The organism is Rhodoferax sp. RT4P68 (genome assembly GCF_056521305.1).
In genome coordinates, this window is record NZ_JBWMBB010000018.1 from 32,868 (window position 1) to 55,887 (window position 23,020).

Annotated in this window: 21 protein-coding genes; 14 read left to right on the top strand and 7 right to left on the bottom strand. The window is 68.4% G+C overall.

Annotation, left to right across the window (positions count from 1 at the left end; genetic code table 11):
- The first annotated feature begins 6 nt into the window (after window positions 1-6).
- Complete coding sequence (locus tag AC099J_RS28490) at window positions 7-585, top strand: DUF2889 domain-containing protein (RefSeq protein ID WP_479618689.1); 579 nt, start codon at window positions 7-9, stop codon at window positions 583-585.
- A 19-nt stretch (window positions 586-604) separates the two neighbouring features.
- Complete coding sequence (locus AC099J_RS28495) at window positions 605-1,255, top strand: DsbA family oxidoreductase (RefSeq protein ID WP_479618690.1); 651 nt, start codon at window positions 605-607, stop codon at window positions 1,253-1,255.
- A 240-nt stretch (window positions 1,256-1,495) separates the two neighbouring features.
- Here the strand turns inward: AC099J_RS28495 and AC099J_RS28500 are convergent, their stop codons facing one another.
- Window positions 1,496-3,823, bottom strand: coding sequence for a xanthine dehydrogenase family protein molybdopterin-binding subunit (locus AC099J_RS28500; RefSeq protein WP_479618691.1), 2,328 nt, complete (start codon window positions 3,821-3,823; stop codon window positions 1,496-1,498).
- A gap of 122 nt (window positions 3,824-3,945) precedes the next feature.
- The gene (locus AC099J_RS28505) at window positions 3,946-4,200 is read right to left on the bottom strand and encodes a hypothetical protein (RefSeq protein ID WP_479618692.1); all 255 of its coding nucleotides are present in this window, start codon (window positions 4,198-4,200) and stop codon (window positions 3,946-3,948) included.
- A gap of 310 nt (window positions 4,201-4,510) precedes the next feature.
- On the opposite strand from AC099J_RS28505, the gene AC099J_RS28510 reads away from it, so the two are divergent.
- The 5 genes from AC099J_RS28510 (at window position 4,511) to AC099J_RS28530 (ending at window position 8,015) form a co-directional block, all read left to right on the top strand.
- Window positions 4,511-5,029 carry a flavin reductase family protein gene (locus AC099J_RS28510; RefSeq protein WP_479618693.1) on the top strand — a complete coding sequence of 173 codons (519 nt, stop codon included), beginning with the start codon at window positions 4,511-4,513 and terminating at the stop codon, window positions 5,027-5,029.
- A 103-nt stretch (window positions 5,030-5,132) separates the two neighbouring features.
- Window positions 5,133-6,032: a DMT family transporter gene (locus AC099J_RS28515; RefSeq protein WP_479618694.1), complete on the top strand. Its 900-nt coding sequence runs from the start codon at window positions 5,133-5,135 to the stop codon at window positions 6,030-6,032.
- A gap of 57 nt (window positions 6,033-6,089) precedes the next feature.
- Window positions 6,090-6,668: an amino acid synthesis family protein gene (locus AC099J_RS28520; protein WP_479618695.1), complete on the top strand. Its 579-nt coding sequence runs from the start codon at window positions 6,090-6,092 to the stop codon at window positions 6,666-6,668.
- 569 nt (window positions 6,669-7,237) lie between these two features.
- Complete coding sequence (locus tag AC099J_RS28525) at window positions 7,238-7,507, top strand: hypothetical protein (RefSeq protein ID WP_479618696.1); 270 nt, start codon at window positions 7,238-7,240, stop codon at window positions 7,505-7,507.
- 76 nt (window positions 7,508-7,583) lie between these two features.
- Window positions 7,584-8,015, top strand: coding sequence for a hypothetical protein (locus AC099J_RS28530; protein WP_479618697.1), 432 nt, complete (start codon window positions 7,584-7,586; stop codon window positions 8,013-8,015).
- A gap of 141 nt (window positions 8,016-8,156) precedes the next feature.
- On the opposite strand, the gene AC099J_RS28535 is transcribed toward AC099J_RS28530, so the two are convergent.
- The gene (locus tag AC099J_RS28535) at window positions 8,157-8,690 is read right to left on the bottom strand and encodes a group II intron maturase-specific domain-containing protein (protein WP_479618698.1); all 534 of its coding nucleotides are present in this window, start codon (window positions 8,688-8,690) and stop codon (window positions 8,157-8,159) included.
- Between AC099J_RS28535 and AC099J_RS28540 the strand changes: the two genes are divergently transcribed.
- The 5 genes from AC099J_RS28540 to AC099J_RS28560 all read left to right on the top strand — a co-directional run bounded on the left by AC099J_RS28540 (window position 8,689) and on the right by AC099J_RS28560 (window position 13,873).
- Complete coding sequence (locus tag AC099J_RS28540; RefSeq protein ID WP_479618699.1) at window positions 8,689-9,276, top strand: GNAT family N-acetyltransferase; 588 nt, start codon at window positions 8,689-8,691, stop codon at window positions 9,274-9,276. The genes AC099J_RS28535 and AC099J_RS28540 overlap by 2 nt on opposite strands.
- On the top strand, window positions 9,270-9,581 hold the full coding sequence (locus tag AC099J_RS28545; protein ID WP_479618700.1) for a type II toxin-antitoxin system RelE/ParE family toxin: 312 nt from the start codon (window positions 9,270-9,272) through the stop codon (window positions 9,579-9,581). Before AC099J_RS28540 ends, AC099J_RS28545 begins: the two co-directional genes overlap by 7 nt.
- Entirely contained in the window at window positions 9,565-9,879 is a 315-nt protein-coding gene (locus tag AC099J_RS28550; RefSeq protein ID WP_479618701.1) for a helix-turn-helix domain-containing protein, read from the top strand. Before AC099J_RS28545 ends, AC099J_RS28550 begins: the two co-directional genes overlap by 17 nt.
- Window positions 9,880-10,373: 494 nt before the next feature.
- Window positions 10,374-13,208: an ExeM/NucH family extracellular endonuclease gene (locus AC099J_RS28555; protein ID WP_479618702.1), complete on the top strand. Its 2,835-nt coding sequence runs from the start codon at window positions 10,374-10,376 to the stop codon at window positions 13,206-13,208.
- A gap of 20 nt (window positions 13,209-13,228) precedes the next feature.
- On the top strand, window positions 13,229-13,873 hold the full coding sequence (locus AC099J_RS28560) for a PEP-CTERM sorting domain-containing protein (RefSeq protein WP_479618703.1): 645 nt from the start codon (window positions 13,229-13,231) through the stop codon (window positions 13,871-13,873).
- Window positions 13,874-13,998: 125 nt separating this feature from the next.
- Here the strand turns inward: AC099J_RS28560 and AC099J_RS28565 are convergent, their stop codons facing one another.
- Both AC099J_RS28565 and AC099J_RS28570 read right to left on the bottom strand, forming a co-directional pair.
- Window positions 13,999-14,199 carry a heavy-metal-associated domain-containing protein gene (locus AC099J_RS28565; protein WP_479618704.1) on the bottom strand — a complete coding sequence of 67 codons (201 nt, stop codon included), beginning with the start codon at window positions 14,197-14,199 and terminating at the stop codon, window positions 13,999-14,001.
- A 43-nt stretch (window positions 14,200-14,242) separates the two neighbouring features.
- Entirely contained in the window at window positions 14,243-15,364 is a 1,122-nt protein-coding gene (locus tag AC099J_RS28570; RefSeq protein WP_479618705.1) for a DUF72 domain-containing protein, read from the bottom strand.
- 199 nt (window positions 15,365-15,563) lie between these two features.
- On the opposite strand from AC099J_RS28570, the gene AC099J_RS28575 reads away from it, so the two are divergent.
- Both AC099J_RS28575 and AC099J_RS28580 read left to right on the top strand, forming a co-directional pair.
- Window positions 15,564-18,011 (top strand): hypothetical protein, encoded by a 2,448-nt coding sequence (locus AC099J_RS28575; protein WP_479618706.1) that lies wholly within the window; start codon window positions 15,564-15,566, stop codon window positions 18,009-18,011.
- Between the two features lie 13 nt (window positions 18,012-18,024).
- A complete protein-coding gene (locus AC099J_RS28580; RefSeq protein ID WP_479618707.1) occupies window positions 18,025-19,401 on the top strand; it encodes an esterase/lipase family protein in 1,377 nt (458 codons plus the stop codon).
- Window positions 19,402-19,420: 19 nt separating this feature from the next.
- On the opposite strand, the gene AC099J_RS28585 is transcribed toward AC099J_RS28580, so the two are convergent.
- Window positions 19,421-20,956: a phospholipase D family protein gene (locus AC099J_RS28585; protein WP_479618708.1), complete on the bottom strand. Its 1,536-nt coding sequence runs from the start codon at window positions 20,954-20,956 to the stop codon at window positions 19,421-19,423.
- On the bottom strand, window positions 20,953-22,995 hold the full coding sequence (locus AC099J_RS28590) for an acetoacetate--CoA ligase (protein WP_479618709.1): 2,043 nt from the start codon (window positions 22,993-22,995) through the stop codon (window positions 20,953-20,955). Before AC099J_RS28590 ends, AC099J_RS28585 begins: the two co-directional genes overlap by 4 nt.
- Window positions 22,996-23,020: the final 25 nt, after the last annotated feature.

Genomic DNA, 23,020 nt, shown 5'->3' on the forward strand with positions numbered 1-23,020 from the left:
ATCCCCATGCCCCTGCCGCCCCCTGCCCCACGCGCCCAAGCGCACACCCGCCGCATCGAATACCGCGGCTACCACCGTGAGGACGGCCGCTGGGACATCGAAGGCCATTTGCGCGACACCCGCGCCTACGACCAGATCACCCGCCTGGGCCGCACCCGGCCGGCCGGCGAGCCGATCCACGACATGCATGTGCGCATCACCATCGACAACGCCATGACCATCGTCGACATCGTCGTCGCGATGGACAGCACGCCCTTCGAAGAATGCCCGCAGGCCGAGCCCCCGGTGCGCCAGCTGATCGGCGCAAAGCTGGGCAAGGGCTGGCGCCGCGCGCTGGACGAAGCCATCGGCGGCACACGCGGCTGCACGCATGTGCGCGAGCTGCTGTTCGGTGCCGCCACGGCCGCGTTCCAGACCATGGGCGCCTACCGTGAACACCTGCGTCAGCAGCGCGGCGAGCCCGAGAAGCCAATGACCGAGCCCGCCTTCTTCATGGGCCAGTGCATGGCCTGGGATTTCGATGGCCCGGTCATCGCCCGCGTCGCGCCGCAGTTCATCAATTGGCAGCCCCGCAAGCCCGGCTGACCGCTTCAGGAGACTGCACATGGACCTGCTCACCATCGACGTCGTTTCGGACGTCGTCTGCCCCTGGTGCTACATCGGCAAGCGCAAGCTCGAAGCCGCACTGGCCAGCCCCGAGGCCGCTGACTTGCCGCCGATACGCATCACCTGGCACCCGTTTCAACTGAACCCCGATCTGCCGGCCGAAGGCATCGACCGCAAGACCTATCTCGAAGACAAGTTCGGCGGCCCCGAACGCGCCGCCGCCATCTACGAGCGTGTGCGCGCCGCCGGCCGCAGCGCTGGGCTGGAGCTGAACATCGACGGCATCACGCGCCAGCCCAACACGCTGGGCGCGCATGCGCTGATCGCGTTCGCGCAGCAGAACGGTGCCGATGGCGGCGCCGTGAAGGAACGCCTGCTGAAGGCCTACTTCATCGAGAACCGCTTCATCGGCGACACGGAAGAGCTGGTCGCCATCGCCGCCGAAGCCGGCCTGGACGCCGAGGCCGCCCGCGCCTTCCTCGCCGACCCGGCACAGACAGACGCCGTGGCCCAAGCCGACGCGCAGGCCCGCGGGATGGGCATCACCGGCGTGCCGTTCTTCATCTTCAACCAGAAGGTGGCGGTGTCGGGCGCGCAAGACCCGGCAGCGTTGGTGCAGGCGATGCGGCAGGCGGTGGCGCAAGGTTGAAGATCAGGGCGTTGCCGTGCGGAGAACGAGTCAGCCACTGCCGCTTGTGAAACTCTACGACCAGGTGATGCAAGCAGCCCGGGATGCACCACAGGACGTGCGGCGGCCCGAGCAACGTCCTGCCAAGCTGAAGGTGCGCGCGGTTATTGCGCGCAAGCACGCTGCACGTTCAGCGCGTGCGCGCCAGCATTTGCCAGTTCAGCGCTGAACCACGTGACCGTGGACAGGCCGGCCGCCCGCTCACTCCCCTTGCATCAACCCCCACACCCGCCCCGGTGACAGCGGCATCTGCAGCAGCGGCGCCTTGTTGGCCATGCCATTTCGCGCCAACGCATCGGCCACCGCGTTCACGACACTCGGCGTGGCGCCGATGGTGCCCAGCTCGCCCACGCCCTTGACGCCCAGCGGGTTGTTCTTGCACGGCACGGACTGGTCCATCTGCGTGATGAAGTTGCCTTGCACGATGTCGGCACGCGGCACGGCGTAGTCCATCAAACTGCCGGCCACGGGCTGGCCGGTTTCCTTGTCGTAGACCACGTGCTCGCACAGCGCCTGGCCGATTCCCTGCACCGCGCCACCGTCGAGTTGGCCGACGACGATCATCGGGTTGATGACGCGGCCCACGTCGTTCATCGAGGCGTAGGCCTGCACCGTGATCTCGCCGGTGTCCGGGTCCAGCTCGATCTCGCTGATGTGGCAGCCGTTGGGCCAGGTCGGGCCGGCCACGGTGCTGGTCGAGTCCATGAAGATGCGCTTGTCGGGCTGGCGGCCGGCCAGGTCAAAGAGGCCGATCGACACATCGGTGCCGGCCACGGTGAAAGCGCCGTTCTCGTACTGCAGGTCCGCGGCCGCCGCTTCCAGCTCTTTGGCGGCCAGCTCGCGCGCCTTGTCCAGCGTGCGCTCGCTGCCGATGCGCACGGCCGAGCCGCCGGTGAAGATCGATCGCGATCCAGCGCTGCCGAAACCATCGCCACGGTCGGTGTCGCCCAGCACCACACGCACTTTGTCGATGGAAACGCCGAACGCATCGACCACCAGTTGCGCCAGCGAGGTGGCGATGCCCTGGCCCATGGCGTTGACGGCCGAGAACACCTCGATCACGCCATCGGCCTGCACGCTCAGCGTGACGCGCTCTTCGAACACGTTGCCGCCAGTCCACTCCAGAAACGTCGCGATGCCCAAGCCGCGCAGCTTGCCCCGTGTCTTGGATTCAGCCGCACGCGCATCGAAGCCTTGCCAGTCGGCCAGCACCAGGGCCTGGTCCATCATCTGCTCGAAGGCGCCGGTGTCGTACGTCTGGCCCATCGGGTTCTTGTAGGGCATCTGCGCCGGCTGGATGAAGTTGCGTCTGCGCAGCGCCACGCGGTCGATGCCGGTCTGGCGCGCGGCCTCGTCCATCAGCCGCTCGATGTTGAAGATCGCCTCGGGCCGGCCGGCGCCACGGTAGGCGCCGGTGGGGGCGGTGTTGGTCATCACCGCCTTGAAGTGGAAATCGATGGTGGGGATGTCGTAGACGCTGGTCTGCACCCAGGGGCCGATCAAGAGCTGGATGGCCACGCCGGTGCCGGTGGCGTAACCGCCCACGTTGCACAGCGAGGCGATGCGCAGTGCGAGGATCTTGCCCTCGGCGTCCAGCGCCAGCTCGGCCTGGCACGACAGGTCGCGGCCGTGGTAGGTGGAGAGGAATTCTTCGCTGCGCTCGGACACCCACTTCACGCTGCGGCGCAATGTGTTGGCGGCATAGGCCACCGCCACGTCTTCGGCGTAGGCGCCGGTCTTCATGCCGAAGCCGCCGCCCACATCGCCCACCTGCACGCGGGCCTTCTCGCGCGGGACGCCCAGCGCGTCGGCCACGGTGTTGCGCACGCCAGAGGGCATCTGCGTGGACATGCGCATGCTCAGGCGCCCATCCGCCGGGTCGACGCCGGCCAGCACGGTCCGCGGCTCCAGCGTCAGCGCGGCCACGCGCTGGTTGTCGATCTGCAGCTTCACCACGTGCGCGGCCTTGGCGAATGCGTCCGCCGTGGCTGCGGCATTGCCGTGGCGCATCTCGGCGGCGATGTTGTCGGGGGCTTCGTCGGTGATGGCGTAAGCGCCGGGGAAGGTGGCTTGGTGCACGTCGACCAGCGCCGGCAGCTCGTCGTACTCGACGGCCACGGCTTCTGCGGCGTCACGCGCCTGCTGCAGCGTGTCGGCGACGACCAACGCCAGCGCCTCGCCGACGAAGCGCACGCGCTCGGGCGCCAGCGCATGCAGCACGGGGCTGACCCCGGGCGACCCATCGGCGCGCTTGAAGCCAGCGGTGGTGGGCAGGGGCTTGACGCCGGCAGCTACCAGGTCGGCGCCGGTGTAGACAGCGGCCACGCCCGGCATGTCGCGCGCGACCTGCGCATCGACTGAGGCGATGCGGGCATGCGGATAGGGTGAGCGCACGAAGACAGCGCGCAACTGGCCGTCGGGCACGACGTCATCGGTATAGGCACCGGCACCGGCCAACAGCAGGTCGTCTTCCAGCCGGCGCACGGCCTGGCCGCTGCCGAAACGGGGGGGAGTGTTCAGAGATTCCAAAGCTGCGCCTCGCGTGGTTTCTAGGGGTCGGTCGGGCACCTCGTCACCGCAGATCTCCGTGCGGTTGGAAGCAGGCCGGAACCTACCAGAAATCCACGCCCTCGCGCGTCGCCTTGGCGAACTTACTTCTGCCGCTGGTAGGTGTTGTCCATCTCGTTGGACTTGCTCGTGTCTTGCAGACCGCGCTGCAGATCGCGGTGTCCCTGCTGCCCCTCGGGGCTCGCGATACCGCCGGTCATCGCACCATCGGCCTGGTCGCGCTCGTGCGGCATCGCCAGGTCATCGGGTGCGCGCACCAGCGCGCCTGGGCGAGGGCGCCGGCGCAGGTAGTTCACGCGCGGCTTGTGGGCCGATCCAGGCTTGTCGGGGGAAGACATGGCGGGGGCATCCTGTGGGGTGGAGGGGCTTTGTCGACGCCCGCTCGTCAACGACGATAGAGAACAGCGGAGGTTGACTCTGGAGCCGGCCGCCGGTTTGGGCTGTCGGCCAGCCATGGCGTCGCCTGTAGGACCAGACGCCGTGTTGTGTCACGTGTGCCTGTCAGACCTGTTGCGCCCGTGCGGCGGCCCCTCGATGCGCTGCGGCGCCAACACAGGTGGGGGCGCGCTCGCCCGTGGTGACCGCAGGGGACGCGGTCCACGCGCCTGCCGCGTCCGGACCTGAAGATTGGGGTAGATTACCGCCCCTATGCTTCCCCCTGCCGCGACCACCAAAGCGCTGGCTCCGAGCTTCTCCGCCTCCGAGTTCCGCAGCAGCTTGTCGATGTTCGCGACCGGGGTCACCATCGTCACGGCGCGCCATGCCGATGGCCGGCTGGTGGGCCTCACCGCCAACTCATTCAACTCGGTCTCGCTGTCGCCCCCGCTGGTGTTGTGGAGCCTGGCGCAGTCGGCCTCGTCGATGCATGCATTCAGCGCCGGCTCGCATTACGCGATCAACATCCTGGCGTCCGACCAGAAGGACCTGGCCGAACGCTTTGCCTCTCGCAGCGTCGACCGCTGGGCCGATGTGGCCTGGCGCGAAGGCATGGCCGGCGCGCCGGTGCTGGAGGGCGCCGCCGCCGTGTTCGAGTGCTTCAACCGCAGCCGCTATGAAGAGGGCGACCACGTGATCTTCGTGGGCGAAGTGGAGCACTGCCAGCACCGCGCAGACGCCTCGCCGCTGCTGTTCCACGGCGGTCGTTTCTACACCGAGCACCCGCTGTGAGCGTGCACGCCCCCCGGCGGCGCTGGCCTGGCCAGTGCGGCGGGTGCCCTCGGCAGTGGCTGCTTTGCGGCGCCGCGCCAATGACGCGGTAGGCAGTCTGCAATTGCACGTGCACCGCAAAGACCATCTCGACTCCACGGCCGTGGGCCTGCTGGTGACCTGCTGCCTGATCTGGGGCGGCCAGCAGCTGCTGGTGAAGGCCACGCTGGCGTACCTGCCGCCGGTGTTCCAGGGCGCGCTGCGCTTCGTGGCGGCCACGGTGCTACTGATGCTGTATTGCCGCTGGCGCGGGATTGCGCTTTTCGACCGCGATGGCTCGCTGAAGGCTGGGTTGCTGGCCGGTGGGCTGTTCGCCGGCGAGTTCGTGGCCCTCTTTCTCGGCCTGCAGCACACCACCGGCTCGCGTGCCACCGTGTTCCTCTACACCTCACCGTTCTGGGTGGCGCTGCTGCTGCCCTGGTGGGTGCCGGTGGAGCGGTTGCGGCCGCTGCAGTGGCTGGGCCTGGCGTGCGCCTTCGTGGCCGTGGCCTTCGCGTTGCGCGAGGGCTTCGGCGCCGGGCTGGCGACCTGGAAGGGCGACCTGCTGGCCTTGGTGGGCGCGGCGCTGTGGGGGCTGACGACGGTGACCATCCGCGCCACCGGGCTGTCGCGCATTGCGCCGGAGAAGCTTCTTTTCTACCAACTGGGCATCAGCGCGCTGTGCTTTCCGGTGCTGTCGCTGGCGCTGGGCGAAACCTGGAGCTGGCAGTTCAGCCCGTTCGTGGTGACCTCGCTGTTGCTACAGATCGTCGTCGGCGCCTTCGCCAGCTACCTGGCCTGGATGTGGATGCTGGGCCGCTACCCGGCCACGCGGATCTCGGCCTTCGTGTTTCTGACGCCGATCTTCGCGGTGCTGTTCGGCGCGCTGTGGCTGGACGAGGCCATCACGCCCAGCCTGGCCGGCGCGCTGGCGCTGGTGGCCGTGGGCATCGCGCTGGTGAACCACCGGCCCCGGCCCGCCTGACGCATGCCGTGAACCTGAGAAGATCACGCCCTGACCCCATTTGCCGAGGAGTTATCCATGTCCCTGATCGAAATCCGCAAACGCAGCCTGACCATCGAGACCGTCTACCACGAGGGCGGCCCACCGGTGGCAACGCCGCTCAAGCTGGCGGCCTCGTGCGCGGTCATTCGCAACCCCTACGCCGGCCGCTACGAGCCTGACCTGATGCCCTTCATGGCCGAGCTGCGCACGCTGGGCACCCTGCTCGCGCAGGAGCTGGTGGACACGCTGGGCCGCGACAAGGTCGAGGTTTACAGCAAGGCCGCCATCGTGGGGCTGGACGGCGAGATGGAGCATGGCGCCGTCTGGCATGAGGCCGGCGGCTGGGCCATGCGCTCGGTGCTCGGCGAGCCCAAGGCCATGGTGCCGGCGGCCAAGGCCGTGGCCGCCGCCGGCTACCGGCTGATGGTGCCGCTGCAGTACATCCACGCCAGCTACGTGCGCAGCCACTTCAACAGCATGGAGATCGGCATCCAGGACGCACCGCGCCCCAAGGAGATCTTGTTCGCGCTGCTGATGGGCACCGGCGGGCGCGTGCATTCGCGCCTGGGCGGTTTGCTGAAAGAGAACGTCTCCGTCCACGACGGACAGCGGTGACCTGAAGTCATCGGCGGCGCGGCGCTGGGCGCCACTGCTCCTGGCCTGTGCATTGGCCGGCTGCGCCAGCCACACCGAGCCTTGGCCCGCCGACGTGGTGCGGGCCGAGGACATGCCCCCGCTGGGCACCATGCGCACCAGCGCCCTGCTGCCCCGGGGCACCGAGCGCGGTGGCCGCAGCACCGTCGTGCTGCGCCTGCACGTCGATGCCGAGGGCCGTACGCAGCGCGTGGGTCCATCTCGCGCTGCATGGCTGGGCAGGACGCGATGGAGTCCGGCGCACGTCGAGGGCTGGCGATCTCTGAACACCCGCGATTGCCGCACGTCCGTCGGGGTCGGCTCGAAGTGCAACAGCCACATGGGTGCTGCCGCACGGAAAGGTCCGGTCGAACGGCGGACGGCTGCCTTGATTTACTTGCGGCGGATCCTCCGGTCCAGATGGCTCGACTGGCGGTGCTGAGCGCGAACGTCGCACTCACCGCCGGTTGCCGTGCAGTAGGGGCGCGTGCTCAAATGATGAGCGGAAATCTTTAACGATCGACAGACAACACGTTGAACAGCACAGAGCCATGTTCAGTTGGATCAACAAGCAGGGTGTTCGAAGCAGCGCTGGCTTCGAAGTCCAATTCACTGGTCGCTCGACAGCAGAGTACCGAGAAGGACTGCGTTATCTCGTTGTCGATGTCGAAGGCGCTGAAGGTGGGATGATTCACTTCAGTCCGCGAGCCTTTAAGCGATGGGCGAATGATTCAGTAGTTAATTCTGCTGAGGAGGAATCCAGGTTGCTCAAGAATTTTTTGGCTGCTTTGGATTTTCAAGGTTTAAGGGGTGTGCCGTGATGCGGTTCAACCCTTCGCTCAAGCGGACCTGCGCTAGCTACGCTGGCTGGTCCGCTTAGCTTGCACGTTAGGCATCGTGATCAACGTCACCTCAAAGATTCGTCCCTCCTTCTTCTCTGTGAAGCCAAGTGCGATTCACGCCTTCCGCTTTATGCCTTCCGTCTTTTGCCCGGTTATTTGCACTGCGTCATTCGACGGCACTGAACTATCGACGATGACTGCCTTCAGCCGGGACGAACTTGAGAAATTCGCAAGGTCGCTTGAGGAACTGCACGCAAACCCAAGAACAAATGGCAATCTTGCGCTCTGGGCATGCGACGGAAGGGCAGTTCTCAACCTACGAATGGCTACGCTCGGCCAAATCTACGGCAATTTTCTTGTTTGCAGCTCCGAGAAGCATACCAACGCGCTGCTGCATGGAGCATTGGACTTGGACCAAACCTACCTTCCAGAAATTGCGCGGCAATGCGATTCGTTGCTCGCTTGGAACGACTATGACACTTCCTAAGTGTCAAACCCGCCGTCCAAACTCGATAGTCACCGACGATGCCTAATCGGGTAGCCAGGAGTTTCTAACTCCCAGCCCCCACACCACCCACCGTGCGGGTCCGCAGTGGGCGGTTCAACAAGTCGGCTCGCCCGACGAAGTTCAGTTTCTTCCCTCTCGTTTTGCCGTATAGCCCTGCGCTTTGCACCACAGGTCTTTGACGCTGAGCAGACCTTGCTCCTTCAGCCACGCGTTGGATACCGCCTGTTGGATCACCGGGGTTCTGGACATCTGCCGATAGCTGTTGCTACTGACACCGTGTTGAATCGCCGACTTCAGGCTCACGCCCAGCGCCAGCAGATTCCTGATCTTCGTGCGCGCCCAGCGCCACTGCTTCCAGTAACACATGCGCGATCGCAGTCTGATCCACTCGTCCGGTTCGGGCACCGGCCGGTAGTACTGGCTGATGCCGAAGTACCCCACCCAGCCCCGAAGATACTGCCCCAGTTTGTGCAGCCGGTACTCCATGGACACGCCCCAGCTTCTTCCCGTGAGCTCACGGATGCGGTGCTTGAAGTCGGCCAGGGCCTTGTCGGTCCAGCGTATCTTCTTGCCCACGATCGTGAAGCCGAGGAAGGCGCATGCGCTCATCGGTGCCACCTTGCCTTTGGCGCGGTTGACGCCGCGACTTCGCATGCGGCAGTGGCAGGAAGCTGACAAGGCAGACTTCGCCCAATTGAACGCCGACTCGGAGGTGATGTGCCTCTTCCCGAGTACTCAGAATCGGGAGCAGCGCGACAGGAGCATCGATGTCTGGGCTGCCGAGCTGGACGAGCGCGGCTGGAGCAACTGGGCAGTCGAGCAACTGTTCGACGGTGCCTTTGTCGGCTTCCTCGGTCTCACCATACCCAAGCGCGCACTCCCGTTCATGCCCTGCGTTGAGATCGGCTACCGGCTTGGTAAGCGACACTGGGGCATGGGGTACGCCACGGACGCCGCACGCGAAGCTCTTCGATTCGGGTTCGATCACCTGAAACTGCAGGAGATTGTTTCCTTCACGGCCAAGCTGAATCTTCCGTCGCAGGCAGTCATGCAGCGACTAGGCATGCGTAACGCCAACGAAGACTTCAATCACCCAGCGCTGCCGCAGGGCTGTCCGTTAAGGGCCCACTGTCTGTACAGGCTTGCTCGTGAGCGCTGGGCTGCGGGCGGCGCCTACCCCTCGCTCAAGAGCAGCCAGTTGACCGCTATGCGCCCAAGGCGTACATTTCGGCGATGTTGACGGTTGTCGAGAGCCCGATCTTCCAGCGTCTGTGGCCTCGATATTGGGACGAAGATGAACGTGCAGACTTCGCTTCGTTCATCGCGACCAACCCGGATGCCGGCTCGGTAATACGTGGGTCCGGGGGTGTTCGCAAAGTCCGATGGTCAAGAGAAGGTACTGGCAAGTCGGGTGGGGTGCGGATCGTCTATCTCACCAGGAACGAAGCCGGCGAGGTCTACCTTCTCACCATGTATGCTAAGTCGACATCAGAGAACATCTCCGTCGACACTCTCAAGGAGATCCGCCGTGCCCTCGAAGTCTAGAAAGCTCAGTCCTGATGAAGTAGCCGCGTTCGAAGCGAAGCGCGATATCGGGGCAGAAATACTCCAGTCCCTCAGGGATATGAAGGCCGGTAAAGGCAAGGTGGTCGTGTCGTCCGCGACCGAGGCCCGCGAGGCAACGGGGTTGTCCCAATCTCAGTTCGCCAGTCTGCTTGGCGTTTCTGTCCGCACTCTGCAGGGCTGGGAGCAAGGTCGCAAGCAACCGAGTGGTGCAGCGCGCACATTGCTGGCCATTGCTCGTGAAAATCCAAAAGCTGTTCTCGGGGTTTCAGTTCGATGAAACCTCTGCACGGCGGCCGTAGCGATGGCGAACAGGTCGCTCCAGCAGACGGCTGACACCGCCCGCTGAGCTTGCACGTTGGCCAGTGCGGACCTGGCACAGCGGCAGGTTCCGAAACCCACGCCCGACGCTCAGCGCGGCCCCAGCGTGACGTGGGGCGCGGGGTCAAAGTTTCCCGCGAGCCGCTCTCGCGCAGGCAAGGAATGAGAAACGCGCAGGCTTCTGCGGCGTAGGCTGAAGAAGAGCTCGCAGGCTCCAAACCGCCTGCGGCGAGGACCTGGCTCGTCGACGCGCAGGCAGCGCCCGGTCCAAGTGCCGGCAGCCGCTCGGCGCCGACGGTGCGGCCCAGCCCGGTCCATCGGCACGCCATGGCCGACGGTGTCGAACGACCTCGCCCGCTCGATGTCATCGCGCATTCACGCGCCGTTCCTAGCATGCGCCGGTGTGGCCATGTCCGGCCGCACCTCCAACGCGGTATCACGGGAACCATCGACATGTTCAAGGCTTTGCCCCTGCGCCGGCTGCCGGCTGCGCTCTGTATTGCACTTCCGCTCGGTCTGCTGGCGCTTGCAGCGCCGGCCCACGCTGCGGTTGTGATCAGCCAGATCTACGGCGGTGGCGGCAATGCCGGCGCGACGCTGCGCAACGACTTCATCGAAGTGTTCAACAACGGCAGCGCGCCGGCCGACATCGGCGGCTGGTCGGTCCAGTACACATCGGCAGCCGGCAGTGCCTGGCAAGTCACCCCGATCCCGGCCGGCACGGTGCTGCAGCCCGGCCGCTACCTACTCGTCAACCAGGCCGCCGGCAGTGGCGGCACGGTCGAAGCGGCTGCCGACGTGAGCGGCACGATCATGATGTCGTCGAGCAATGGCAAGGTCGCGCTCGTCAGCAACGCAAGCGCGCTGTCCGGCGCCACGCCGGCGGGCGGCGCGCTGGTGGACATCGTGAGCTTTGGCAGTGCGACGCCGACCGAAGGCAGCCCGACGCAGGCACTGACGAACACGACTGCGGCCGCTCGCAACGCAGGCGGCTGCACTGACACTGGCAACAACGGCACCGACTTCTCCATCGCCGCGCCTTCGCCACGCAGCAGCGCGGCGGCCGCCATCGTGTGCAGCGGCGACCCCGGCCCGACGCCACCTGCCGCGGCGGCCATCTACGAGATCCAGGGCAACGGCGCGAAGAGCCCGCTGGTGGGCAGGCTGGTGAGCACGCAGGGTGTCGTCACCAAGCTCGTGAACAACGGCTTCTTCATGCAGGACCAGGCGGGCGACAACAACCCGCTGACCTCCGACGGCATCTTCGTGTTCACGGGGCAGGCGGCCTTCCCGGCGGTCGCTGTCGGCAACCTCGTCCGGGTGGCGGCCACCGTCGCCGAGTTCAACACGGGCGCCGCCACCAACGCAGACACGCTGGCCCGCACCGTGACCCAGCTGAGCGGCGTGAGCGCCGTGGCCTTTCTCAACAGCGGATTCAGCATCACGCCGGCCGCTGTCAACCTGCCCGAGAGCGTCGAGGGTGAGCTGGAGCGCTACGAGGGCATGCTCGTCACCCTGACCGGCCCGTTCACGGTCCAGCAGAACTTCTTCCAGGGCCGCTACGGTCAACTGACGCTCGCCGTCGGCGGCCGGCTCGAGACGCCGACCAACCGCTTCCGTCCGGGTCCACAAGCCAACGCGTTGGCGGATGAGAACGCGCGCCGCCGCGTCATCCTCGATGACGGCAGCAGCCTGCAGAACCCGAACCCCACGCCCTATCTCGGCGCCGACGCCCTGCCGCGCGCAGGGGACATCGCCGGCGCGATCACCGGGGTGATCGACTATGGCCTGGCCACCAACAGCAACACCGGGTTCGGCGACGACAAGATCCACCCGACGGTCATGCCGACGTTCGCCATCGCGAACCCGCGCACGGCCACGCCCGACGACGTGGGCGGCAATCTCAAGGTCGCCAGCTTCAACGTGCTGAACTACTTCACCACGTTCACCAACGGCGCGACCGCGACCGGCCAGACCGGCCAGGGCTGCTCGCTCGGCAGCGTCGTCAGCGCAGCCAACTGCCGTGGTGCGAGCAACATCGACGAGTTCCTGCGCCAGCGCGCCAAGATCGTCGAAGCGATGGCGGCGCTCAACGCCGACGCGCTCGGCCTGATGGAGATCCAGAACAACGGCAACGTCGCCGCCCAGAACCTGGTCGATGCGCTCAACGCCAAGGTGGGTGCCAACACGTACCGCACCACCTCCGTGCCGGCCGAAGGCACGGGCACCGATGCCATCCGCGTCGCGATGATCTACAAGCCCGCGAAGCTCACGGCCGTCGGCGCGGCCGTGAGCGATCCCGACCCGGTCAACAACCGGCCGACGCTCGCCCAGACCTTCAGCCTGGCCAGCGGCGAGCGCTTCACGCTGTTCGTCAACCATCTGAAGTCCAAGGGCAGCTGCCCGGCTGCGGGCGATGCCGATGCGGCCGGCAACCTCGACAGCGGCGACGGCCAGGGCTGCTGGAACGCGCAGCGTGTCCAACAGGCCCAGCGCCTGGGCATGTTCGTGGCGCAGCGCCAGGTCGCTTCGGGCAGCAACGACGCATTGCTGGTCGGCGACTTCAATGCCTACGCCCAGGAAGATCCGATCATCAGCCTGACGGGCCTCGGCTTCGTCGACCAGATCGCCCGCTCCAATGGCCCGGGCTACACGTATGTGTTCGACGGTGCGGCGGGTCGTCTGGACCATGCCATCACGAGCGGCTCCCTCTCTGCCCGCGTCACCCGCGCGGCGGTGTGGCACATCAATGCCGACGAGATCTCGCTGGCGGACTATAACCTGGAGTTCAAGGCACCGCAGACCTGCAGCGGCGTCAGCTGCCCGGCCGATCCGTATGCGGTCTCGCCGTACCGCTCGTCCGACCACGACCCGGTGGTCATCGGATTGAGCTACGCGCAGACCTTCCAGGGCACGACCGGTCGCGATGTGATCGTCGGCAGTGCGAGCGACGACGTGATCGTCGGCGGAGCAGGGCCTGACCAACTGACCGGCGGCGCTGGCCGCAACGTGTTCGTGTACCAATCGCTGCGCGACCTCGGCGACGTCGTCACCGACTTCGTGCCGGGCAAGGACCGGATCGACCTGAGCGCACTGCTGGCGTCGATCGGCGCCGGCGGCAACGCCTACGGCTTCGGCGTGGTCAAGCTGGTGGCGTCCGGCGCCGACACGCTGCTGCAGATCGACACCGACGGCAGCGCCGGCCCGGTCGCCGCCCGCACGCTCGTCACGCTGCGCAACGTGAGCCCCAACAGCATCTCGCCCAGCCGCGATCTCGGTGTGCAATGAAATCGACAACGAATCCCACCATGAACAAGCCACTCATCCTCGGCGCGCTGGTCGCCAGCCTCTGGGCCCACACCGCAACAGCAGCGCCAATTGCATCCACCGACCTGGCGCAATGGGCCCGCGCCGGTGACGTGGTCGTCAACTCGAGCACGTCGGCGCGCATCACGACCGCCGCGGTCGAGTCCGGCGAGCAGCCTGTGAGCGCTTCCGGCGCCCTGCTCTTCTTCGACCTGGAACCTGCCTTGAACATGGCGCCCGGCACCTTGCCGGCAGACACCATCGAAGGTTCGGGCATGCAGTTCAGCTTCAGCGTCCTGGTCGACACGACCATCAGCTTCGCATGGTCGCTGAGCACCGCGCTGTTCGATGCGGGCTTCATCGACCGCGCGTTCGTCGTCATCGACGGCAGCCTGTTCGAACCCCTTGCCGACGTGGACACCGCAACCGTCAACGGGCTGTACAGCTACACGTTCGGCGCGGGCGATCATTCGCTGGCCTTCGGCATCATGGACGTGAACTCCACCGACCTCGTCTCCACCCTCGACATCTCGGGCTTCGGCGTCAGCACCGTCGCCGAGGTTCCCGAGCCTGGCACCTGGGCGCTGATGCTGGCCGGGATCGCTGGCATTGCCGGCGTCGCCCGCCGCCGTCGCCCTCGCGGCTGAACCGGGCGCGCTGAACCAGTTCGCTGCGCGGAGCGACTACCGCCGCAGCGATGCTGCCGCGGGTCTTGGTGCGCAACCGCCCGTCAAGGGGGCCGGTGCGCGGCCTGCCTCCGACGTCTCCCCGTTCAGGCCGGCTGCGGCGTGAAGCCGGCCTGGCGGATGGCGGTGGCCAGGCGCTCGGCATCCAGCGTGTTGCCAGACACCTCGACGCGCTTGGCGTCCAGATCGGCGCGGACCTGCGCCTGTGGATCGGCGGCCTGCACGGCCTGGGTAATGCTGCTGACGCAATGGCTGCAGCTCATGTCGGGGACTTCGAAACTTGGCATGGAACCTCCTGTCGTGGACGCCAGTGTGCACCGGCGCCCGGCCTCACGGCGCACCGGCTGCGTCCGGCGGTGACGCATCGCCCGGCACCAGCAGCCGCGCCATCGCCTCCACCGTGCGCGGTGCCGAGCCCTCGGCCTTGTTGTTGATGGTGATATAGACCGGTTGCCCGGCCGCGCTGGTGGCGCGTGCCACGCGGGCCAGCGCTGCGCGGGTGGCCGGGTCGGGGTCGACCAGCTGGTCGAAGGGCTCGTACAGCGACTTGGCCTCCTCGTAGCCTTGGGCGCCGTGGCTGCGGTGCAGGCTCCAGCGGCACACCAGTGGGCCGGGCCACAGCGCGCGCAGCACCGGCAACTGCTCCTCGATCGGTGGCATGCGGGCGTGCAGGCCCAGGCAGTAGGTGGCGCCGGCCGCGCGCAGCACTTCAGCGAAGGCCGGCACCAGCCAGGCCGCATCGCGCACCTCCACGGCAATCACCAGATCGGGCGCCTGTTCGCGCAGGCGCGCCAGCGGCGGCAGAGCGGCCAGCATGGCGCCCAGCCGTTCGATCTGCTGCGGCATCCGCGCGCGCAGAGACGTGGGAAGCGGGCTCAGCTGGAACACCAGTGCGCCGGTCTTGCCCTGCAGGCCCTGCAACGCCGGCTCGACAAAAGTGGACCAGGCCAGGGCCGGGTCGAGAAAGCCGGCGTTGGCCTGCATGCCGCGCCCGCCCGGACCACGCACCAGCGCATCGGCCACCATGCTGGGGGCCTTCACGACGAAGCGGAAATCCGCTGGCACCTGCTCCGCATAGGCCGCGTACTGCGCCGGCGTCAGCGGCTGGTAGAAGGCCCGGTCCAGCGACACCGTGCGCAGCAGCGGGTGCCGTGCATAAACCGCCAGCCCGCGCTTGGCCAGCAGCGCGGTGCTGTACGCGCCGCCCCAGACCAGCCCGTTCCAGCCTGGGAACGACCAGGACGAGGTGCCCAGCCGCAGCGAGGGCGGCAGGCTGGCACCCAGCGCGTGCAGCTCGGGCGGCCAGTCGGCGCCCTGCAGCTGCAGGCTGCGGCCGGTCTTGGGCGCGAGCGCAGCGGCTACTGTGGTGTCAGCGGCTGCAGCGCCGGCAATGGTCGGCGGCTCTGCCGACGGGGCGGCTGGGGCATCGATCGGGAACAGCGTGTTCTGCATGGGCAATACGGCAGTACGGCAATAGGGCAAGGCGCGCGGGCCAGGCGCCGAGCGGCCTTGGGCGCACCTTACAGGATCGCCGCAGCCCAGTTGCGGCGCCGCGCGCCAGCGGCGTCCTGCAGATGGTGGACGCGGGGGCTTGCGCCCTGCCCGCCCCTGCGCTGTGATAGGCCCTGCACCCGCTCCGAAAGACGCCGCCGTGCCACCTGCCGCCGCCTCCCCCACCGCCGCTGCCCGCGAGCGCAAGCCCGCGCCATCGCTTCCCTCGCCCGTGCCCACGCCACCAGCGAAAGCGGCCTATACGGTGGCCATCCACTACCGCGCCCATGGCCAGTTGGCCCAGCTCTCGCTGACCACGGACGACACTGCGTTCCACCCCTTCGTGCAGCGCTGGCGCTACGTGGTGGCGAACCGCCAGCGCATCACCGCCACCACGCGCGAGCGGCTTGCCGGCGACCTGGCCGCCTTCATGCAGGAAGTCTGCAAGCTCGACCCTGCAGACTTCGAAATGCGGGTGCGGGCCATCGCCGCTGCCGGCACCGCGCAGGTCGAGATCCCGTTCGAGCACGAGGCCAAGGGCTGGACGGCGCGGCTGTTCCCGTGGGAGAGCGCGCTGTCGCTGCTGACCTTGCCGTACCGTGAGGACGATGCCCGCTTCACCGTGCTGCGCCATCTGGCATGCGCGCAGGCGGCAACGCCCTCGCGCGCACCCCCGGATTCGCTGCTGGTGGTGCGCAGCGCGCCCACGCCCATCGACCGGATGTACGACCTGGCCGGCGAGTGCGCGATGGTGATGCGCGCGCTGGCCCGCGCCATTCCCACCGGCGCCGACCCGCTGCTCGCCGAGCCAGACCGGGCCGCCTTGCGCGCCCGCGTGCTGGCCGAGCAGCCGGCCATCGTGCACCTGGCCGGCATCGACCGTGCTGCGCTGCTGCACATGAACGGCGACCCGCCGCCGCCACCGACCAAAGCCGAGAAGGCCCAGACCATTGCGACCCCGAGCGGCGAAAGCGGCGAGAACGGCGACAGCTTCGTGCTGCGCAGCGCGTCGCCCGGCCACGACAGCGTGTCGCCAGCCGACGTGGCGGGCCTGGTGACGGCTGCCGGGCGCAAGCCCTGGCTGGTGGCCGTGAGCTCTTGCTTCAGCGCCCCGCGCATCGGCGCGCTGTGCGTGGCCTACGGCGCCGAACACGCCATTGCCTTCCAGGACGCGTTGACCGACGCCGACGCCATGCTGTTCTTCGGGCACCTCTACGGCAACTGGGCGCGCACGCAGGATCTGCCGACCGCGTTCGCCGAAGCGCGCCGCAACTGGGCCACGCAGACCGGCGCCAACGGCACCGGCGTGGTGTTATGGAGCCGTCGCTCGCTGTTGCACGCCGAGCCCGCTGCCGCCGCCCGGCGCGCGGCCGCCGCACCGGGCGCCCTGCCTGCGCCGGGGCAAACGCCCATGCCCCAGCAGGCACCCGAGCCGATCGATGCCAGCTGCCTGACGCTGAACGTGACGATGGTGGCCGACCGCACCGCAGACACCGCGCGCAACCGCCGTGGCCCGACCAGCACCAGCCTGAACTACTCGCTGCTGCACAACGACCGCACGCCGTTTGCCAGCTTCATCATCGACAAGACGCTGTGCGGCAGCCTGCCGCCGGTGCAGGTCGAGGTCGTGCTGGAGGTGGGCAGCGACCGGTGCCGCTGCCGCTTCTCGGAGCCGCTGCCGCAGGAGGCCGGGCCGCTGGAGCTGAAAGACAAGATCCGCCTGCCACTGGTGGCCGGCCTGCTGCGCCACTGCACCGAGAGCCTGCGCACCAACCTGTATGTGCGCGTGACCTGCGGCGACCGCGTGCTGCGCGAATCCAGCGAGCGCGTCACCATCCTGCCGGCCGACGAGTGGCGCGACGACGGCGAAGACCACCGCTGGCTGCCCTGCTTCGTGCTGCCGCGCGACCCGGCCGTGCTGAAGGTCATCGACGCCGCGCAGCGCTACCTGCGCACGCTGCTGGACGACTGCTCGGCCGGCTTCGACGGCTACCAGCGGCTGGCCGATGACGACAGCAACGCCGCCGACGTCGTGGACGCGCAGGTGCAGGCCATCTGGGCCGCAATCCAGCACGACCTTCCGATCAACTACATCAACCCGCCGCCCTCCTACACCAGCCGCTCGCAACGCCTGCGCAGCCCGAGCGAGATCTTTCGCGGCAACGCCGCCACCTGCATCGACCTGGCGCTGTTGTTCGCCTCGTGCCTGGAGTTCATCGGCATCTACCCGGTGGTGTTCCTGATCACCGGCCACGCCTTCCCGGGCTACTGGCGCAGCGACAAGGCCTGGTGGCGCATGAGCAATTTCGACCAGAGCAGCGACGCCGCCAACGCGATGCCGACCAGCGATCCGGTGGCCACCACCGGCCAGACCGAGCGCTGGCTGTTCGACGAGCCGATGAACCTGGGCGAGTTGCTGGGCTACGTGCAGCAGGGCACGCTGGTGCCGTTCGAGACCACCTACGTGACGGCGCGGCGCGGCTTCTTCGAGTCGCTGGAACAAGGCTCGGCGCAGCTGCACCCGCAGAGCTTCGACGCGATGATCGACATCCAGTCGGCCCGGGCCGCGCGCGTGACACCGCTGCCGCTGTTCGACAAGTTCAGCTGACGGAGCGCAAGCCATGGGCGCCGCACCCGCACCGATCGACAAAGTCGCCACGCGCGAGTGGCTGGAGCAGGTGCCGCAGATCGACGGTGTGCGGCCGCTGGACCAACTGCCGCCGGGCATCACGCGCGCACCGGCCCAGCGCGCCAGCTACCGGCGCCAGCGGCCACCCGGCACACCCGGCGAGCGCCTGCCGCAGCAGCAGATCGTCTCGCTGGTGCGCGAAGGCGGCGTGCTGCGCTGGCGCACTGGAGCGGCGGCCGCACCGCACGGTGCGCCACGGGCCAGCCGGGCCGCGCTGCCGGCCGGGCAGGTGGTCAAGCAGTACGCGTTCGAGGCGCTGCCCACGTCCGACGTGTACCGGGCGCTGGTGTCGCTGGACCGCACGCTGACGCCGCTGTCGGCCGAGGGCGGCGTGCGCAACGGCCTGCGGCGGCTGCGCAACGGCGCGCTGGAGCCGTTCCCCGACAGTGCCAAGGCCGCCGGCAAGCGCGTGCTGCTGTTCGTCCACGGCACCTTCAGCAACTCCGAGTCGCTGATCGAGCGCGGCCTTTCGAGCACGGCGGTGGGCCGCAAGCTGCTGGCCGATGCCGAACGCCGCTACGACCTGGTGCTGGCCTACGACCACCCGACGCTGGCCGTCAGCCCGATGCTCAACGCCTTCGACCTGGCCGCGCTGCTGCGGCCCGGCCCGGCCAGTCTGGACATGGTCTGCCACAGCCGCGGTGGGCTGGTGGCGCGCTGGTTCTGCGAGGGCTATGCCGAGCCCGCGCTCAAGCGCCGGGTGCTGTTCGTCGGCGCGCCGCTGGCCGGCACCAGCCTGGCGGCAGCGCCCAACCTGCGCCACACGCTGGACCTCTTGACCAACGTGGCCGACATGCTGCGCACGGCCGGCGACCTGGCCAGCGCCAACCCGCTGTTCCTGGCGGCCAGCGGGTTGCTGCGGGTGGTCAGTGCCGTGACCACTTTGACGGCGAAGACGCCGCTGCTCGACGCCGCGCTGGCTCTGGTGCCCGGGCTGGACGCGCAATCGCACACCGGCAACAACCAGGAACTGCTGCGCCTGCGCGCCAACACCGGCAGCGCCGATTTCACGGCCGGGCAGATCCGCTACGCCGCGGTGCAGGCCAACTTCGAGCCGCGCGAGATCGGCTGGAACTTCCTGCGCGTGTTCTCAAGGCCCATGCAGCGCATGGGCGACTGGGCGGCCGACACCGTGTTCCGGGGCCACAACGACCTGGTGGTCGACACCCATTCCATGGCCGAGGTGGCCGACGGCAGGCCCATCACCATCGCCCACGATTTCGGCACCGGCGAGCGGGTGCACCACACCAACTATTTTGTGCAGCGCGAAACGGCGCAGGCGATCCGCGCGTCGTTCGCCATCCCCTGACAACGCCCCGGGTCCAGCGCTACAGCAGCCACTCGATCGGCAGCCACGACAGCAACCTCACGCCGGCGCGCAGCCACCAGCGGGTGCCGGGCTCGGTGGTGTGGCGCACAGTGCGCCCGCCGATCTGCACGGTCCAGTACACGGCGCCGTGCGCGTCCAGGTGCACGGTGTAGGCCTGCTCGGTGACCGGCCCGTCGAAGGCGGCGTCGACTTCGCGCGCCAGCGCCGGGCTGTCGATGACAAAGCCGAGCTCGGTGTTCAGGTGGATCGAGCGCGGGTCGAAGTTGAACGAGCCGATGAAGACATGCTCGCCGTCCACGGCGAAGGTCTTGGCGTGAAGGCTGGAGCTGGAGCTGCCGAAGGCACCGCCGCGCTTGCCGGCCTTCTTGCCCTTGCCGCTGTTGCCGCCGAGATCGCCCAGGTCGCCACCGTCGCGCCGCGACCTGGCGCGCCAGAACAGCCCGCGCCGCCGTGTGGGTGCGCCATCGGGCACCGGCTGGCGCCGCAGCTCGTACAGCTCCACACCGGCCCGCAGCAGGCGCCGGCGGCGCCTGGCATAGCCGGCATGCACGGCGGCCACGTCGGTGGCCTCCAGCGCATTGGTGAGGATGCGCACCTGCACGCCGCGCTGGCGCATGGCCTCGAACGCCTTGACGCCGGCCAGCGTGGGCACGAAGTACGGCGACACCAGGTCGATGTGGCTCTCCGGCTGGCCGAGGATGTCGGTCAACTGGCGCACCATCAGCCCCTTGTCGCGCGCGTGGCCCAGGCCCTTGGCCGGATCGTCGCTGACCAGGCGCGTCGGCGCCCACTGCATCGGCAGGCGGCCCTGCATCAGCTCGCGCACGAAGGGCATCCGTGCAATGGCCTTGACATAGGCGGCGGCGCGCGGGTCGCGCTCGGCGCTGCGGGCGCGCGCGGCCAGCGCCTGCAGCTGCGCCGGGTCGGCCGGCGGCAGCACCTGCGCTGCGGGATGGGACGAAGCGCAGTCCCAGTAGCGCTGGAAATCCTGCGCCACGTCGTGCACCACCGGGCCCGCAGCCAGCACGTCGAGGTCGGCGAACAGCACGCCCTCGGTGGCGCCGAAGTATTCGTCGCCGACGTTGCGCCCGCCGATGATGGTGGCCTCGTGGTCGGCCGTGAACGATTTGTTGTGCATGCGCCGGTTGGCCCGCGCGAAGTCGGTCAGGTAGCCCAGCCACTTGGGGCGGCGCACGCGGAATGGGTTGAACAGCCGCACCTCGATCTGCGGATGCGTGTCCAGCGCGGCGAGCGTGGCATCCAGCCCGGCCGTGCCGTTGTCGTCCAGCAGCAGGCGCACGCGCACGCCGCGGTCGGCGGCCTCGTGCAGCGCCTCGAGCAGCAGCGTGCCGGTGGTGTCGGCATGCCAGATGTAGTACTGCACATCCAGCGTGCGCTCGGCCGCACGGGCCAGCAGGATGCGCGCGGCGAAGGCCTCGCGCGCATCGGACAGCGTGAAGATGCCCGAGTCGCCGGGGTGCGTGCCGGCCAGCGGCGCGATGGCGCGGCCGAGCGCTGTCGACGCGCCCGTCACCCGTGCGCCAGCGCGTGGTCCCGCGCGAACGCCACGTACCAGTCCAGGCAGGCCGGGTTGGCCATGGCCTCGCGGTTCAGCACCTTGTCCAGCGGCTGGCCGAGCAGCAGCTTCTTGATCGGCAGCTCCTGCTTCTTGCCCGACAGCGTGCGCGGGATCTCCGCCACCTGGTGGATCGCATCGGGCACGAAGCGTGGCGACAGCGCGCGGCGCACGGCGTCGTTCAGCCGCGTGCGCAGCGCATCGTCCAGCACCAGGCCGGGGCGCAGCACGACGAACAGCGGCATCCAGCTGGGGCGGCCCAGGTATTCGAGGTCGACGACCATGCTGTCCATCACCTCGGGCAGGGCTTCGATGGCGCTGTAGATCTCGCTGGTGCCCATGCGCAGGCCGTGGCGGTTGATGGTGGCGTCGCTGCGGCCAAAGATGATGCAGGTGCCGTCGGCGTCGACTTTCAGCCAATCGCCATGGCGCCACACGGCGCCCTGGCCGGGTCGCCGCGCGTCGTTGGCGGGATAGGTGTCGAAGTAGCTGCTGACGTAGCGGGCGTTGCCGGGGTCGTTCCAGAAGTACAGCGGCATCGACGGAATGGGCCGTGTGCAGACCAGCTCGCCGACTTCGCCGATCACGCCCTGACCGGCCTCGTTCCAGGCCTCGACGGCCGCGCCGAGCATGCGGCACTGCATCTTGCCCGGCGTCTGCGGCAAGGTGCGCAGGCCGCCGATGAAGGCGCCCGCGAAGTCCGTGCCGCCGGAGACGTTGCACCACCAGATCTCCTCGACGCCGAGCTTCTGGAACGCGGCAATGCCCCAGCGCTGCACGTCTTCGGACAGCGGCGAGCCGGTCGTCCCGAGCGCCCGCACACGGGCCAGGCCGGGCCAGGCGGTCAGGTCCAACCCGGCCTTCATGCAGTTGCCATAGAAGGCGGCACCGGCGCCGAGGAAGGTGACGCCGGTCGACTCGGCAAAGCGCCACAGCACGCCCCAGTCGGGCGCCTCGCGCGGGCCGCCGGGGCTGCCGTCGAAGAGGCAGCAGGTGGTGCCGTTCAGCAACCCGCCGACCTGACCGTTCCACACGATCCAGCCGGTGGTGCTGTACCAGAGGTACCGTTCGTCGCGTGAGCCTTCGCGGTAGCTGCAGCCGATGTCGTTGTGCAGTGTGCCCAGCGCCAGCGCCACGACGACAACGCCGCCGTGGCCATGCACGATGGGCTTGGGCAGGCCGGTGGTGCCGCTGGAATAGACGATCCACAGCGGGTGATCGAACGGCAGCCACAGGGGCGTGAACGCGGCCGTGGCGGCATCGTCACGCGCCAGCACCGGCGCCAGCGGCGTGCTGCCGGGCACGGGGGCCAGGCCGCCCAGGTTGGCGTGTACCAGCAGGTGGCGCACGCTGGGCAATGCGGCGCGCAGTTCGGCCACGGTGTTGGTCCGGTCCAGGTCTCGGCCGCCGTACGTCACGCCATCGCAGGCGATCAGCACGACGGGCTCGATCTGGCGGAAGCGGTCGAGCACGGCGGCCTCGCCCATGTCGGGCGCGCAGACACTCCACACAGCGCCGATGCTGGCCACGGCCAGCAAGGCCACGATGGTCTCGGGGATGTTGGGCAAATAGGCGGCCACGCGGTCGCCCGGCTGCACGCCCTGGGCCTGCAGGTGCAACGCCAGCGCCGCGACCTGGCGTCGCAGCTCGGGCCAGCTCATCTCGCGGCGCTGGCCACGTTCGTTGTCGCTGACGATGGCCGGGCAGCCTGCTGCGTGCGCGGCGTCCACGTGGCGCAGCACCTGGTGCGCATAGTTGGTCTGCGCGCCGGTGAACCATTGGGCGCCGGGCATGGCGTCATGGGCCAGCGCCGCGCAGTGCGGTGTGGGCGATTGCATCTCGAAGTAATCCCAGATGCTCTGCCAGAAGCCCTCCAGATCGGTGGTGGACCAACGCCACAGCGCGTCGTAGTCGGCAAACGTCAGGCCGCGCGTGGCCTGCAACCAGTCCAGGTAGCGGTTGATCTGCGGGGTGCGGGCGGTCACGTGCTCGGCCATGGTGTGCGGTCTCCTGGTGTCGGCT

Excerpts from the sequence above, each read along its gene's own strand:
- AC099J_RS28580 (WP_479618707.1), top strand. The coding sequence starts at position 18,025 with ATGGGCGCCGCACCCGCACCGATCGACAAAGTCGCCACGCGCGAGTGG.
- AC099J_RS28505 (WP_479618692.1), bottom strand. The coding sequence starts at position 4,200 with ATGTCTTCCCCCGACAAGCCTGGATCGGCCCACAAGCCGCGCGTGAAC.
- AC099J_RS28525 (WP_479618696.1), top strand. The coding sequence starts at position 7,238 with ATGTTCAGTTGGATCAACAAGCAGGGTGTTCGAAGCAGCGCTGGCTTC.
- AC099J_RS28490 (WP_479618689.1), top strand. The coding sequence starts at position 7 with ATGCCCCTGCCGCCCCCTGCCCCACGCGCCCAAGCGCACACCCGCCGC.
- AC099J_RS28540 (WP_479618699.1), top strand. The coding sequence starts at position 8,689 with ATGCGGCAGTGGCAGGAAGCTGACAAGGCAGACTTCGCCCAATTGAAC.
- AC099J_RS28510 (WP_479618693.1), top strand. The coding sequence starts at position 4,511 with ATGCTTCCCCCTGCCGCGACCACCAAAGCGCTGGCTCCGAGCTTCTCC.
- AC099J_RS28545 (WP_479618700.1), top strand. The coding sequence starts at position 9,270 with ATGTTGACGGTTGTCGAGAGCCCGATCTTCCAGCGTCTGTGGCCTCGA.
- AC099J_RS28555 (WP_479618702.1), top strand. The coding sequence starts at position 10,374 with ATGTTCAAGGCTTTGCCCCTGCGCCGGCTGCCGGCTGCGCTCTGTATT.
- AC099J_RS28570 (WP_479618705.1), bottom strand. The coding sequence starts at position 15,364 with ATGCAGAACACGCTGTTCCCGATCGATGCCCCAGCCGCCCCGTCGGCA.
- AC099J_RS28560 (WP_479618703.1), top strand. The coding sequence starts at position 13,229 with ATGAACAAGCCACTCATCCTCGGCGCGCTGGTCGCCAGCCTCTGGGCC.
- AC099J_RS28520 (WP_479618695.1), top strand. The coding sequence starts at position 6,090 with ATGTCCCTGATCGAAATCCGCAAACGCAGCCTGACCATCGAGACCGTC.
- AC099J_RS28535 (WP_479618698.1), bottom strand. The coding sequence starts at position 8,690 with ATGCGAAGTCGCGGCGTCAACCGCGCCAAAGGCAAGGTGGCACCGATG.
- AC099J_RS28495 (WP_479618690.1), top strand. The coding sequence starts at position 605 with ATGGACCTGCTCACCATCGACGTCGTTTCGGACGTCGTCTGCCCCTGG.
- AC099J_RS28565 (WP_479618704.1), bottom strand. The coding sequence starts at position 14,199 with ATGCCAAGTTTCGAAGTCCCCGACATGAGCTGCAGCCATTGCGTCAGC.
- AC099J_RS28590 (WP_479618709.1), bottom strand. The coding sequence starts at position 22,995 with ATGGCCGAGCACGTGACCGCCCGCACCCCGCAGATCAACCGCTACCTG.